Consider the following 13,936-nt stretch of genomic DNA (forward strand, 5'->3'; position numbering starts at 1 on the left):
AATCGGAAATTAATAAAAAAACTGGTTTTTACTTGCGTTTTTCTATCCTAAGTTTGAAAAATCATGCATTTTATCGATAAAAAAGCACGTATGTTAAATGTTTTTATATATTTGGAAGAACCTAAAATCTTACTTTACAATGTTTAAATCCCCTTTTTCCTTTGACGGAAGGATTCGCAGAACCGAATATGGTTTAAGTATTCTCATTTATTTTATTGGCTACTTTTTAGTCTTTATGTTAACCGCTTTATTTACTGGATTTATGGAATTGGATGCTACCGGAGCAACCTTGTTGTTTTGGGTTTTCTTGGTGCCTATTCTCTATTTTAATATTGCACAAAGTGCCAAGCGTTGTCACGATCTTGGAAATAGCGGGTGGTACCAACTTATCCCTTTTTACATTTTTTGGCTTTTGTTTGCTGAAGGACAGTCGGGAGCAAATGAGTACGGACAAAACCCTAAAGAAATTAATCGCTTTGAAGAAATTTCTGAAATAGGAAAGGCATAATAATTTAACAGATGAAAATTGATTTTAACGATACCGCAACAATTTTATATTTGTAGTTACGTTACTTTTATAACAACCAATTATTAAACCTTAATACAATGGCTAGAGCTATGTTTGAGTACACCAAAACGGTGTTACAAAAGGTAAGTTTCGACCCAATCCTTTTTTGTAAAGAGCTTGAAAAAGCGGCAAAAAGATTGCTTCCTTACGAATTGGATGAATTAAAAATTTGGCTTAATTTATACATTCAGGGGAAACCGGAACTTTCCAAAAGTTTAATTTATTTTAAATAATCACATATTCAATTAGCCGTTTTTTAACGGCTATTTTTTTTGAATCGGACTTACAATTTTTACATTCTGAAAAGCAATTGCTCCTCTTACCACTGCAGAAATAATATCTTTTAAGGCATCGGTAATATGCATTTTAAGTTCGCTTTTATGGAAAATTAGGCTCACCTCTCTCGCGGGTGCCGGTTCCACAAAATAGCGCAGATGCTTTTGTTGGTTTGTGCTAACATCTAGGGTGTGTAGATATGGAAGGAGTGTCATCCCTAAGCCTTCATCAGCTAGCTTCATCATGGTTTCAAAACTTCCGCTTTCTAAATGAAAATGATCATCTTTAAATCCTTTTTTTGCTTTACAAAGGTTAATTACCCCATCCCGGAAGCAATGGCCGTCTTCCAAAAGTAAAATATCATCTATATCTAAGTCGGTAATATTCACCTTTTTTAAAGAGCTTAAACGATGACTTTCTGGAATGTAAGCTACGAAGGGCTCGTAATACAACGGTCTTTCAATAATATTTTCATTTTCTAAAGGAGTTGCAGCAATAGCAGCATCTAAATGACCGTCCTCCAATTTTTCTATAAGCGTTTCGGTATTCTGTTCCTCTATTTTTAAATTGACTTTGGGATATTTTTTTACAAAGTTTTTTAAGAATAATGGTAACAGTGTTGGCATAATTGTAGGGATTATACCGAGCCTGTACTCACCGCCGATATATCCTTTTTCTTGGTCTACAATATCTTGTATTCGGTACGATTCGTTTACAATATTACGTGCCTGTTCTACTATTTTTTCTCCAACCGCAGTTAATTGAATGGGTTTTTTGCTTCGGTCGAAGATTAATACATCCAATTCATCTTCCAACTTTTGTATTTGCATGCTAAGAGTTGGTTGTGTAACAAAGCTTTTTTCGGCCGCATGAGTAAAATTCTGAAATTCTGCTACGGCAAGTACGTATTGCAGTTGAGTAATGGTCATTCGTCTATTATTTGAAAGCAAAGGTATAAAACTATTAGATAATTTTATAGTATCCTTTGCTTTCAATATTCTTTTCCAATAGTTGTTTTAGAAACGTAAGGTCATTTCCATGTCCGTATTTTCAACTTCAAACTTGGCATCCGAGAATTGCGGAGGTCCAAAAGTCATATCGTTGTTAGACATTCCGTAGTCTTCTTTGGGCATCCCGCTAGCTTCAAAATACATTCTTTTATTGTCGTTTTCGTCGTGTAAAGCTAAAATAGCATAGGTTCCCGATGGAACGTCAGTAAAAGTCATTGTTACCTTGCCGTCTTTTATCTCACTTTGTAAGTTTTTAATGCCTTTTCCTTTCATAAAAGTATCTTCGGTGTGTAAAGAAAGTAAAACCATGCCGTTACTGTTGGTGATATTGTCAATGGTTACTTCAATAGAAACTCCTTGTTTTTCAGCATCCTTTTCCTGAGCCAGGCCAAATGAGACGCTCAAGATAGCGACGGTAATAATTAACATGTTTTTCATAACTGATTGTTTTTAAAGGTTATGGTGTAAAGTACCTCTATATATCAGGGAAAAACCAGAATTACTTACCGAATTGTACTATTTGATGGATGAGTTGAAGTTTTACCGATTATCAAATAAGTCCGCGCGCTTTAATCTCCAAATATTTGTTGATCGTATCTATAGTGAGATCTTCAGGAGCCGTTAAAATGGAATAAATACCATATTTTTTTAACTCGTTTACAATCAATCTTTTTTCAAAGGCAAATTTTTCAGCAATTACCTTATCATAAATTTCTTCTACATTGTTGGAGTTGGTTTTTATAAGCGTATCCAGTTCGGTATTTTTAAAGAAAACAACTACCAACAAATGGTTTTTAGCAATTCCTTTTAGGTAGGGAAGTTGTCGGTGAAGGGCATCCAATGTTTCAAAATTAGTATAGAGAAATAGCAAACTTCGCTGATTGATATGCTTTTTTATATCTGCATAGAGTCTTCCGTAATCACTTTCCCAAAAATCGGTTTCCACTCTGTAGAGGGTTTCCAAGATGCGTTGCATTTGGTTATTTCTGCGGTCGGCTACCACGGCATTTTCAACTTTTTTCGAAAAGGTAAATACGCCGGCTTTATCTTGTTTTTTTAGAATAACATTGCTGATGATTAGACTGGCGTTAATCGCGTAGTCCAATAAACTCAACCCGTTAAAAGGCATTTTCATCACCCTGCCTTTATCAATGATGGAATAAACAGGTTGCGAACGTTCATCTTGAAATTGATTTACCATCAACTGATTTTTTTTCGCCGTGGCTTTCCAATTAATCGTTCGTAAATCATCTCCTTGAACATACTCTTTTATCTGTTCAAACTCCATGGTATGTCCAATTTTTCTAATCTTCTTTATTCCGTACAAATGAAGCTGGTTGGAGATGGCCAGCAGGTCATATTTCTTTAACTGAAGAAATGCGGGGTAGGTGGGCACCATTACTTCATCAGAAAAAATGTACCGTTTGCTTACCAAGCCCATGAAACTGGAAGCGTATACGTTGAGTTTGCCAAAATGATATTCACCTCTTTCGGTAGGGCGTACTTCATACTTCAGAGTAATTTCTTCGGAAGGATTAAGTTGTTTCGTTATTTTAAAATCCCGTATTTGAAATTGCTCAGGAAGTTCGTCGATAATTTTAAGATAGATTGAAAAATCGTAGTGGTTTTCAATCTGAAGAGAAATAAAATTAATATCTCCGTTCGAAAATTTATCAGGTGTAATCCGTTTTGTCAGAACTCCTTTTTTCAGTAAAAAAACCAGTAAAATATCGATGAGAAAGAAAGCACCAAAGGTAAAAAGGGAGATTTTGGCAATAAAAAACAACCACTCTATTATAAAACTGAGCAAAAAAAGGACCACTACAGCAGAAGCAATGTAGTAAAATCGGTTTTCAATATAAAGTAGTTTTAATACCTTCATTATCTGGGAATGGCTACATTTTGAATGATTTGTTGAATAATTTGCTTGGCGGTAATCCCTTCCATTTCCCGTTCTGGGGTAATAATAATTCGATGCTGAATAACCGATACCGCCACTGCTTTTATGTCTTCCGGTGTCACAAAATCCCGACCGTTGATGGCAGCAAAAGCTTTGGATGCTTTTAAAATAGCAATGGAAGCTCTCGGGGAGGCACCCATGTAAAGGAACTCGTTATTTCGGGTTTGATTAATGATTTCCGCGATATAACGAATAAGGTGTGGCTCTACAATAATTTCGTTGACCAACTTTTGGTATTTCACAATCTTTTCTTGGGAAAGAAAAGCGGTGACTTTATCTAATTTTTTATCTTCTTTCAGTTGGTGTTCCCTTAAGATAATTTCCACTTCCTCTTCCAAAGAAGGATAGCTAATATCAATTTTAAAAAGAAAACGGTCCAATTGAGCTTCCGGTAGGCGATACGTACCTTCTTGTTCAATAGGGTTTTGGGTAGCCAGTACCATAAATGGCGGTGGAAGTTCATATTTAGTTCCATCAATGGTGATTTGTTTTTCTTCCATCACCTCAAACAGTGCAGCTTGAGTTTTTGCGGGTGACCGGTTAATTTCATCAATGAGGAGCATGTTGGTGAAAACAGGCCCTTTTTTAAACTCAAATTCCGACTTCTTTAAATCGAAAATTGACGTTCCCAAAATATCCGACGGCATTAAATCCGGTGTGAATTGTATCCTTCCGAAGTCGACCGTAAGTGTTTTTGCGAGTAATTTGGCGGTGATGGTTTTGGCAATACCCGGCACTCCTTCAATCAACACGTGCCCATTGGCCAGTAAAGCGGTGAGAAGCATGTCTATCATGTATTTTTGACCCACAATTACTTTGCCGAGCTCGCTTTTAATTTTTGAAACAGCTTCTTGTAACTCGGTTAAATCGACCCTATTTTCAAAAGTGATATTCTCTTTGTTATCGCTTTCATTAGGACTGTCGTGCTGGTTTTCTAACGGTGTGTTCATTTATTTAAAAATTTTTATTTTACTGAAAATGAAATAAATAAAAATTTTCTGCTTAAATCAACCGCTGCGCTTTCGCACAAAAAATTAATTATTTCGGTTGTAAGCAAAAAAATAAATTTGTTTATGCTCATTTCATATTATTTTTTCTGATAAAATTGTTCAATACGTTTGTTGAGTTCGATAAGATTTTCTTCTGATAAACCTTCCCTGTCTTTTAAAAATACGATGTAATCAATTAGTTTTTTGGTCTGTTCCACATCGTTCCCCGACTTTAAAGCGAGTTGTTTGCTAAAGCCTTCCTTCAAATCGTGCGTATCCAAATGATAATCCCGCCTTATTTTTTCTAAAAAGTACGTTATTTTCTTCTGAATAATATTGGTGTGGTCTTTTGTTTCAAAATACAAATTTGCAACCGTCTTGGTGAACTGCACGGTAGTGTTTCGTAAAGGCTGAATAACACGAACCACTCGTTGTCTTCTTTTGGCATTAAAAAGCATGAAAGTAGCAATAAAGAGTAGCGCTAACAACCATGCCCATCGCAAAGGCGGTTGAGTGAAAATAAACCGAAGTGGTGAATTTATTTCTGAAGAACCATATTTTTCCAGAGCGTTGTAATAAATGGTTCCATCGGGGATGTAAGTCAGTACATCTGCAATGTAATTTTGATTATTATCCTGTAAAATATGGTAATTGGTAAAAACATACGGTTGCGTGTGCAGCAGAAATTGCCCTTTCTCATGGGCGATTTTTACAAAATTAATCCGCTCTTTATCTAGAGTTTGGTAACCAAGCACAGTAGCGGTGGCTTCAGGAAGTTTTACAAAGTTTATGTTGTTTGCACCTTTCTTTATTTGCAGGGTGTCTTTTTTGAATTTTTCATTGGCAAGGGAACTGGTAATCGTCTTGTTTCTGTATGCAAAATCGTATTTGGTTTCAAAATCCAATGTGTCTTCCAGCAAAGGCGAAAATTCTTCCGCAGAAAGAAAAACCGTATTTCCTTCCGCAGCGTACGATAAAAGATAATCTACCGTAACTTGGTCTAAATGTAAACGCGGATGAATGGCTAAAATAGCGTCGTTTGCTGTGTGGGTGGAATCAATCCAGTAGTAATGGCTATCAAGGAATTCGTATAATGTGGATTGGATGTCTTTCACCGAATCGTTTGGAAAAAGATTGGTAAGTTCGTTTCTAAAAATTTTTAATCCGTAAGGCTTGCTGTGATTTTCGTTAAACGTAGGTGTCCAGTCCACTGGTCGTGGTCGATTCACTTCGAAGATAATGGCACCAACAAAAAGTAAAATGAGCACCGCAATGTATATTTTTAAGGTCTTGCTCATTTTTTAAGGTTATTTATATAATTTTCAAATTGAAGAGCCGCTTTGTTGTATTCTTCATGAACAATGACAAACTCCCCATACCAAATGTAATTGTATAAGTAAGAGGCGTAGGAAAAGTTTGTTTTTAAACGTTGCTCTTTAATTTCATGGAGGTAATCGCTGTTGGTTTTTTCAACATCATAGTCTATATGTCCTTTTTCTGAAAGTTCTTTTAAAAGCCATACATAGTAATATCGAATGGCCAATCGGAAGTTTTGCTGCTGAACGGCTTCTTCGATGAGTTTTTTAAAATCGGTTTCGTAGATATTGCTTTCTATATCTTGAACGTTGAGTACTTTTTTGTTGGATGACTTCCCGAAAATCCACCGTCCTTCTTTTTTAAGTATTGCTTTAACTATAAAATAGATAACCGCCAAAATGATGGCAAAATAGAATACACGCGAGATGATTTGCGCCAACTTTTCTGCTTCAGGCCGATTTCCAATACTAAACAAATCTGATAAAAGGTCGACGAACCATTTTTTCAAGCGGAGAAACCAATTGTCGGGATTCGCATCGGTTTCATAATCGTATTCTTCAGCAGTGTATTTTTCTTTTACATTTTCTTTGAAACTACGCTGTGTTAATTCAGAATTTCTATCCACCCGCAATGTGTCCTTTTGAAAAAAAGGCGTTTTTGCTTGAAGCGTAAAACTATGCAGTGAAAAGCATAGCAAAAGAAGCGGTAGATATTTCAGCATTATTTAGTGGTTTCCTATTTCGTCGATGACAGATTTACTATGGATATTTTCAGTTTCTTCCTTTAAACTATAAAAGATAATACTTTGGTTCATTTGAAGAACGGTAAGCAGAAATAAATTTAGAAAAAAAGAAACCATATACACCACGACAATCATAGTGAAAAAAGCGGTGCTGGAACTGCTGTCCATGGCTTCATCGGTGGGAACCATAAAAATAGAACCCAAGCCAACGATATAAGGAATTAAGGTAACAATCCCTTGAACCACCTGAATCATAAAATAAAATATGGCTACGGAACCGTTGGTGCTCCAGAATTTAGTAAAAGAGAGGTTCAAGCTGTAAGAAAAACAACTGAAGACTCCTTTGTCCGTTTGTAAATACTCAATAAAAGCGATAAAGTAAAATTGAGCAAGCCACGCAAGGGGGATTAGTATCAACGGAATTCCAATAATGGTTACTATTAAAATGGCGGCGGCGATAAAAACAACGATAAAAACAGGAATAGCAACTATAATTCCCGCTAAAATAAAAATAAAGAACTTACCGAGGTTTTTCTTTAATGCTGAAAAGAGTTCGTTTTTAGAAAAATTAGAACCGTTGTTTTTGTCGTAAAGCGTAAAATAAAGAGGCGTATAGGCATAGTTGATAATACCGATGCAGGCCGCAACCAGAACAAACAAAAGGGAGAACACAACAAATAACAATTCGTTTCCACTTGCAAAAGTCAAAGAAGAATTATCATAGCTGGAACTGGTAACATCTTCAAATAGTAAATCGCCATAAATGCGGGAGAAGATAAAAGTAAACACCAAAAGTATTAACAAAAACACCCCATTTACTATGAAATAGTTTCTGTAAAAATGCTTCCCATTTTCTTTTAAAAAAGCAAACGTATCTGAAATATACGTGCTAAACGTTCTGGATTTATAAAGCTGCATAATGACTCTTTGATTTTTTATATACCAAACGGGGATAGATTAAATAGTAATATGAAATAATGCTTAAGGTGATAAGTATAATTCCAACGGATAAAAAATGAGGCATGGTATTGGAATATCGGGTTACAAATCCTTCCAAAAAACCAGCGGCGAAGGTAAAAGGAAACGTACTGATTAAAATTTTCACACCCTCTTTCACTCCCATTTTAAAAGAATCGACTCTCGAAAAAGTTTTAGGAAAAAGAATGCTGGCTCCTAAAAGTAATCCTGCGGCACCTTCAATAACAATAGCAAATATTTCCATGGCACCGTGGATCCAAATTCCGCGAACGCTTTCCCAAAATACACCTTCCTGCTGAAACATATACTGAAAGGCGCCTAACATAATTCCGTTTTGCAGCAATACCCAAGCGGTACCAACGCCACCAAAAACGCCTAGCATAAAAGATTTTATTCCTACATACAGATTGTTAAAAGTGATGCCCACAAAACTTCCCCAATTGCTGCCACTTTTATAGATGGCCACGGGGTCACCATTTTTGATGTTCTCCAAAGAGGTATTTACATAGCTATCGCCTAGGATGAGTCTTATAAAAGTATCGTCATTTGCTGCGGAAATAATGCCAATACTCACAAAACAAAGAAACAAAGTAAACGCATACACCACATATCTTCGGTTTTCATACATGATGAGGGGAACTTCGGTTTTCCAGAAATATAGAATTCTGTTGGTATCCTGCCTTTTGGTACGGTAGATTTTTTGAAAAGCTTTAGCGGCAAGCTGGTTTAAATATTTTATTACCTTACTTTTGGGATAGTAAGTTTGCGCAAAAGCCAAATCGTTGATTAAATGGATGTATTGGGAAGCGAGATCGTCGGGATCTTTTAATTCATTCTTAAAAATAGCCCTTTCAAAGCTGAGCCATTTTTCTTTATTTTGTTTGATAAACGCAACTTCCCTCATGTAGAATAAAAGTTTAAATTAAGCAAGAAAATGTCAGAGTTACAAATTAACACTACACAAAATGTAAATATTATGTTTACAGCAGCTTCGGTTGGGGAGCGAATACTGGCTTATGGCATTGATTTGTTGATAAAAGTAGCATACGTAACCACTTTTGGGTATTTAATTTTTAATTTGGGCGGACTTTGGGAGGTGATTTCTCCTTTAGATAATTGGTCGATTGGAGCGGTTATCATTCTTTTTTTGCTACCCGTAATATTCTACACACTTACTTTTGAATCGCTTTTGGAAGGCCAGACTCTTGGGAAAAAAGCGCTTAAATTAAAAGTAGTTAAAATAGACGGCTACCAAGCCTCCTTTCCAGATTATGTAGTCAGGTGGTTCTTCAGGATAATTGATATCAATATGATGAGCGGCCTCATTGGGTTAATTTCAATAATTGTAAGCAGCAAAAGTCAGCGTTTGGGAGATATTACTGCGGGCACAGCGGTTATAACATTGAAGGACAAGGTGACCATTAACCATACCATTTTGGAAAACATCGGGAACGATTACAAACCAACATATCCAGATGTCATTCGTTTATCAGACAATGATGCCCGAATTATAAAGGAAACTTATGAAACCGCTAGAAAGGCGCAGGACTATAAAACCATGCTTAAGCTAAAAGAAAAAATAGAGGAAGTTACTGGAATAAAATCTGTTCATGATAATTCACATACTTTTGTAAAAACCGTTTTACGGGATTATAATTACTATACACAGCACATGTAATGTTTTACTACATCATTGATTTATTGGGTACCGTAGCATTTACCATTTCTGGTGTAATGGTTGCGATGAATAAGCGTTTAGATCCGTTTGGTATTTTTATTATTGGTTTTGTAACTGCATTGGGAGGCGGTACCATTCGAGATGTTTTGTTAGGGATTTCACCGGTAACGTGGCTTATCAATACCACTTATATGTTCGTGATTATGGGTTCGGTGTTTTTTGGAGTGTTATTTCGTAATCAGTTGAAATATTTCAATAAATCGCTGTTGCTGTTTGATACCATCGGAATAGGACTTTATACCGTGGTGGGACTTGAAAAAGGAGTGGCAGCTGGGCTTCATCCTATTATGTGCATTGCTTTGGGTACGGTAAGCGCTTGTTTTGGAGGTGTACTTCGCGATATCTTGTGTAACGAAATACCGGTAATTTTCAGAAGAAAAGAAATCTATGCTACCGCATGTATTTTAGGTGGAGTAAGTTATTTTGTACTGACGCTTTTCCCAATAAAAGGCAACATCATTTTTGCCATTCCAATTGTTGTAGTGATTGTGGTTAGATTGTTGGCGGTAAAATATGGTTTGAAATTACCTTCAGTTTATAAAAAAGATTAAAATATGTTTCGGAAGTACGTTTTCTTTATTCTATTTATGTTTTTTCTTCAAACGGAAGCTCAGAAAGCTCCATTCAATATGGTAAGTTTGCTAAAAGACACCGAGCATATCGAAGGTAAAGATGCTTATCTCAACTCTCCTTTTGTAACCCCTGGCAACCGATTGTACATGGTGGGGCATCAAAATGGAACCTTTCCAGAGCTTGGGTGGCATATAAAAGGAGAAATGGGAGGGATTTGGAGCCATCCCATAAAATTGATGGATGGTTTTAAAGTTGTCATGAAAGTAGGGGATGACAGTTTTGACCTAAACAAAGCAAATCGCTTCGTGAATTATCCCTTTGCAAACCTTCATGAATTCACACTAAAAGAAAAGAATCTTTCTGTTAAACGATTTCAATTTGTGCCTGATGATACCGAAGGAGTAATTATTCAATTTGTTATCCGAAATACTTCCAAAAGGAAATCGGATTTTACCTTTGCATTTACGGGGTATTCCGATTTGCGCCCCACTTGGTTGTCGGAAAAATTAAGTATTGAAGACGGAAAGGACATTGGATATTTCAACGCTTCAGAAAATCGTTGGGAAGTAAAAGATGAAAAAAATCCTTGGTTTTTAGTTGTAGGTTCTAGTTTGGATCCTGTAAATTCTTCCGAAGAAAAAATAAACTATCAAGGAAAAGGTGTAGCCAATACCTTTTCTTACAAGCTATCTTTAAACGGGAAAGAACAAACAACACTTACCTTTTTTATAGCTGGCTCCTCGAGCAGTAAAGAAAGCGCTGTGCAAACGTTAAATAGATTAAAGGCAAATAGTTCACAGCTTTTTAAAGAGAAGAAGGAACGGTACCAAGAATTGGCAACTTTTTCTCAAATGGAAATCCCCGATGAAGATCTTCAAAAGGCTTTTAGGTGGTTGAAATACAATGCAGATTGGTTGGTAACAACCGTTCCTGGAATTGGGACTGGGATTGCTGCGGGAATACCGGATTACCCTTGGTGGTTTGGGGTGGATAGCGAATACGCTTTGCAGGGATATATGGCGGTAGGCCAGCATGAGACGGCTTATAAAACTATAAAATTACTGGATAGTATTTCTGAGGCAACCAATGGAAATGGAAGGATTGTTCACGAGGTTTCTACCAATGGAGTGGTTTTCAATAAGGGGAATATTAACGAAACCCCGCAGTTTGCCTCTCTCATCTGGGAGGTTTATCAATGGAATGGTGACGAAAGGTTTTTAAAAGAGTATTACCCAACTATTAAAAAAGGATTGCATTGGCTCATGAAGGAAAATGATGCCGATGGAAACCTTTTTCCTGATGGCTTCGGAATGATGGAAATTCATGGATTGGATAGTGAGATGATTGATGTAGCTTCTTATTCTCAACGCGGATTTAATGATGCAGCCAGTATAGCAGCCGTTTTAAATGACGACAAGAGTGCAACCTATTTTGATAGTATAGCCAACCAATTAAAGGAAAAGATAAATGAAGAATTTTGGTCGGATGAATTTAATTCCTTCGCCGACTTTATAGGGACTGACGAAGAAGCGTTACACCTAATTGAAGATGCCTTAATTAGAGCAGATACCTTGAATAAGCCATGGGCGGTAAACGAATTGAAAAATACTAGAAACAAAATTCTGCAAAATCCTAGTGATGCCAATAGGCCTTTTGTTCTGTACCATAATTGGGTAGTAAATACGCCGATGGCAATGAAAATAGCAGACAGCATAAAAGCTATTGAAGCATTAAATACCGCCGAAAAATATGTGAATCCGTTTGGTGTTTTTGTTACGGGTATCGACAGGGATGAATCAGCAGGGAAAGATGACGGTTCTTTTAAAGGGAGTAAAGTATTTTCTTATACAGGCGCGGTAATGACACTCCCAACGGGTGTTCAAGCTATTGCTGAGAATAACTATGGCCGACCTGATAAAGCACTAGATTATTTAAAGCGAATGACGCGTACATTTAGTTATGCGCTTCCGGGCAGCATGTATGAAGTGTCTCCAGATTATGGCATGATGACACAGGCGTGGAATATCTATTCGTATGCCATTCCTTTGGTAAAGCAGTTTTTTGGAATTCAACCCAACGCGGCCAAAAAGGAGGTTATTATTCAACCCCAGATGCCCGAGAGCTGGGACAATGCCGCTATTAAAAACGTGAAAGTTGCCAATAATAGTATCGATGTTGAATTTAAAAAAGACAAAGAGCGATTATCGGTTAAGGTAAAACAGCAAAATCCCGATTGGACTATCAGGATTATATGCCCAATTGAATGGAATGGAGAAAAATTTAAGCCTTTTAAACCTAAAAGAATTGAGTCCTCAAAAGGACGTTATATTGCCATGGGAAATGGAAATCAATTGGAGGTTGTTTTAACGTATCAATAAAGATTACTCTATAATCTCAACCGACTTTATTACCACATTTTTTAAAGGCCATTCGTCGTCTCCAGCGGGAACGTTGTTAATTTTATCTACCACATCCATACCAGAAATTACTTTCCCAAAAGCAGTATATTTTCCGTTAAGGTGATGCGCGCCGTGCCTAGCAGTCACAATAAAAAATTCGTATGGCGAAGCCAGTTTGTGCGGATTGGAAACATCGTCGCTGCTGGGCATAGACATCACGCCACGGTCGTGCTTCAAACCTTTGTCGGTATCCGGCGGAAGCAAGTAGAAACCAATGCTGTCTCTTTTCTTTGCAGTGGAAGTCATATCCGTATTTCCGCCTTGAATAATAAAATTCTTAACCACTCGGTGAAAATAGGTATTGTTAAAATAGTTTTTCTTGGTTAAGTAAATAAAGTTAGCGCGGTGGTATGGGGTAGCATCGTAAAGATCAACCGTAAAACTGCCAAGCGATGTATTTATTTTTACAATATGCTCTTTATGTTCTTTTTGGTATTCAAATAAAAAAGGAATCGCATTTTCCTCCGTAAGTACAAAACGCTCTTTTTCTTTCTTTTTACGTTGTTCTTCTTTAATTTTGGCAGAATCTATGGCTACAGTATCCTTGATTTTTTCTGCTGAAGTATCCTCATTTTTTTTAGGGGATTCACCACAACTTATTATAAGTAACAACCCGATAAGGGTACATAATCTAATGGTATAATAGTGCATATGGACTTTGCTGATTTTTACAATTTGGTTCCAAAAATAAAAAATATGCCGCTTCCAGGGCAAGAATCGCATTATAAAATGGCTCCTTTATTGCGTAATAAAGAATTGGAGGCTATCAATATAGAAGAAAGGAATCCAAAATGGGCTGGGGTAGTGAGTCTGTTTTATCCCGATGAAGTAAAACAAACAAAACTTTTACTGATACTTAGGAAAACGTACAATGGGGTTCATTCCAATCAAGTGGGGTTTCCTGGGGGAAAGGTAGAAATTTCTGACAAAGACATTGCTGAAACAGCTTTGCGGGAGACTTGGGAAGAAGTAGGCGTTTCACCAAAGAAAATAGAATTGGTCAAGAGAATGTCAGAAATTTATATTCCTCCTAGTAATTTTATGGTGCAACCTTTTGTTGGAGTGAGTAAGGAAATGCTTTCCTTCACCATGCAAGAAGATGAAGTAGAGGCTATTATTGAAGTAAGTTTTGATGAATTTATGGACGATAATTCCATTTTTGAAGAAAATCTAAGCACTTCCTATGCAAAAAATATAAATGTACCTGCCTTTAAATTAAATAATTATACCGTTTGGGGCGCTACCGCCATGATGCTCAGTGAGGTTAAAGAATTGTTTAAACCCTTAATCTAAGTTTTAGATTTTGTATTTTTGTAATACCAGTTT

General features: G+C 36.6%; 15 protein-coding genes. 6 read left to right on the plus strand and 9 right to left on the minus strand.

Going from position 1 to position 13,936, the window contains the following annotated elements; translation table 11 throughout:
- The first annotated feature begins 139 nt into the window (after nucleotides 1–139).
- Both NDQ75_RS15010 and NDQ75_RS15015 read left to right on the plus strand, forming a co-directional pair.
- Complete coding sequence (locus NDQ75_RS15010; RefSeq protein WP_202029828.1) at nucleotides 140–508, plus strand: DUF805 domain-containing protein; 369 nt, start codon at nucleotides 140–142, stop codon at nucleotides 506–508.
- Nucleotides 509–606: 98 nt separating this feature from the next.
- Nucleotides 607–801, plus strand: coding sequence for a hypothetical protein (locus NDQ75_RS15015; protein ID WP_202029827.1), 195 nt, complete (start codon nucleotides 607–609; stop codon nucleotides 799–801).
- A gap of 30 nt (nucleotides 802–831) precedes the next feature.
- Here the strand turns inward: NDQ75_RS15015 and NDQ75_RS15020 are convergent, their stop codons facing one another.
- The 8 genes from NDQ75_RS15020 to NDQ75_RS15055 all read right to left on the minus strand — a co-directional run bounded on the left by NDQ75_RS15020 (nucleotide 832) and on the right by NDQ75_RS15055 (nucleotide 8,744).
- Nucleotides 832–1,773 carry a LysR family transcriptional regulator gene (locus tag NDQ75_RS15020; protein ID WP_202029826.1) on the minus strand — a complete coding sequence of 314 codons (942 nt, stop codon included), beginning with the start codon at nucleotides 1,771–1,773 and terminating at the stop codon, nucleotides 832–834.
- Between the two features lie 87 nt (nucleotides 1,774–1,860).
- Nucleotides 1,861–2,292, minus strand: a complete 432-nt coding sequence (locus NDQ75_RS15025) for a DUF2141 domain-containing protein (protein ID WP_202029825.1) — start codon at nucleotides 2,290–2,292, stop codon at nucleotides 1,861–1,863.
- Nucleotides 2,293–2,404: 112 nt separating this feature from the next.
- Complete coding sequence (locus NDQ75_RS15030) at nucleotides 2,405–3,736, minus strand: DUF58 domain-containing protein (RefSeq protein WP_202029824.1); 1,332 nt, start codon at nucleotides 3,734–3,736, stop codon at nucleotides 2,405–2,407.
- A complete protein-coding gene (locus tag NDQ75_RS15035) occupies nucleotides 3,736–4,764 on the minus strand; it encodes an AAA family ATPase (RefSeq protein WP_202029823.1) in 1,029 nt (342 codons plus the stop codon). The genes NDQ75_RS15030 and NDQ75_RS15035 overlap by 1 nt, the downstream gene beginning before the upstream one ends.
- A gap of 137 nt (nucleotides 4,765–4,901) precedes the next feature.
- Nucleotides 4,902–6,101, minus strand: a complete 1,200-nt coding sequence (locus tag NDQ75_RS15040) for a DUF4350 domain-containing protein (protein WP_202029822.1) — start codon at nucleotides 6,099–6,101, stop codon at nucleotides 4,902–4,904.
- Nucleotides 6,098–6,841 (minus strand): DUF4129 domain-containing protein, encoded by a 744-nt coding sequence (locus NDQ75_RS15045; RefSeq protein ID WP_202029821.1) that lies wholly within the window; start codon nucleotides 6,839–6,841, stop codon nucleotides 6,098–6,100. The genes NDQ75_RS15040 and NDQ75_RS15045 overlap by 4 nt, the downstream gene beginning before the upstream one ends.
- Nucleotides 6,842–6,844: 3 nt before the next feature.
- Nucleotides 6,845–7,780 carry a hypothetical protein gene (locus tag NDQ75_RS15050; protein WP_202029820.1) on the minus strand — a complete coding sequence of 312 codons (936 nt, stop codon included), beginning with the start codon at nucleotides 7,778–7,780 and terminating at the stop codon, nucleotides 6,845–6,847.
- The gene (locus tag NDQ75_RS15055) at nucleotides 7,767–8,744 is read right to left on the minus strand and encodes a stage II sporulation protein M (protein ID WP_202029819.1); all 978 of its coding nucleotides are present in this window, start codon (nucleotides 8,742–8,744) and stop codon (nucleotides 7,767–7,769) included. Before NDQ75_RS15055 ends, NDQ75_RS15050 begins: the two co-directional genes overlap by 14 nt.
- Before the next feature lie 30 nt (nucleotides 8,745–8,774).
- On the opposite strand from NDQ75_RS15055, the gene NDQ75_RS15060 reads away from it, so the two are divergent.
- The 3 genes from NDQ75_RS15060 to NDQ75_RS15070 are packed head-to-tail and all read left to right on the plus strand — an operon-like array spanning nucleotide 8,775 to nucleotide 12,529.
- On the plus strand, nucleotides 8,775–9,518 hold the full coding sequence (locus NDQ75_RS15060) for an RDD family protein (RefSeq protein ID WP_202029818.1): 744 nt from the start codon (nucleotides 8,775–8,777) through the stop codon (nucleotides 9,516–9,518).
- Nucleotides 9,518–10,129, plus strand: a complete 612-nt coding sequence (locus NDQ75_RS15065) for a trimeric intracellular cation channel family protein (RefSeq protein WP_202029817.1) — start codon at nucleotides 9,518–9,520, stop codon at nucleotides 10,127–10,129. Before NDQ75_RS15060 ends, NDQ75_RS15065 begins: the two co-directional genes overlap by 1 nt.
- A gap of 3 nt (nucleotides 10,130–10,132) precedes the next feature.
- Nucleotides 10,133–12,529 (plus strand): alpha-L-rhamnosidase-related protein, encoded by a 2,397-nt coding sequence (locus tag NDQ75_RS15070; RefSeq protein WP_202029816.1) that lies wholly within the window; start codon nucleotides 10,133–10,135, stop codon nucleotides 12,527–12,529.
- 3 nt (nucleotides 12,530–12,532) lie between these two features.
- Here NDQ75_RS15070 and NDQ75_RS15075 read toward each other — a convergent pair whose 3' ends face one another.
- Complete coding sequence (locus NDQ75_RS15075; RefSeq protein WP_202029815.1) at nucleotides 12,533–13,261, minus strand: peptidylprolyl isomerase; 729 nt, start codon at nucleotides 13,259–13,261, stop codon at nucleotides 12,533–12,535.
- On the opposite strand from NDQ75_RS15075, the gene NDQ75_RS15080 reads away from it, so the two are divergent.
- A complete protein-coding gene (locus tag NDQ75_RS15080) occupies nucleotides 13,262–13,903 on the plus strand; it encodes an NUDIX hydrolase (protein ID WP_202029814.1) in 642 nt (213 codons plus the stop codon).
- Nucleotides 13,904–13,936 lie beyond the last annotated feature (33 nt).

It is taken from the genome of Galbibacter mesophilus (assembly GCF_023721415.1).
Lineage (GTDB): Bacteria > Bacteroidota > Bacteroidia > Flavobacteriales > Flavobacteriaceae > Galbibacter > Galbibacter mesophilus.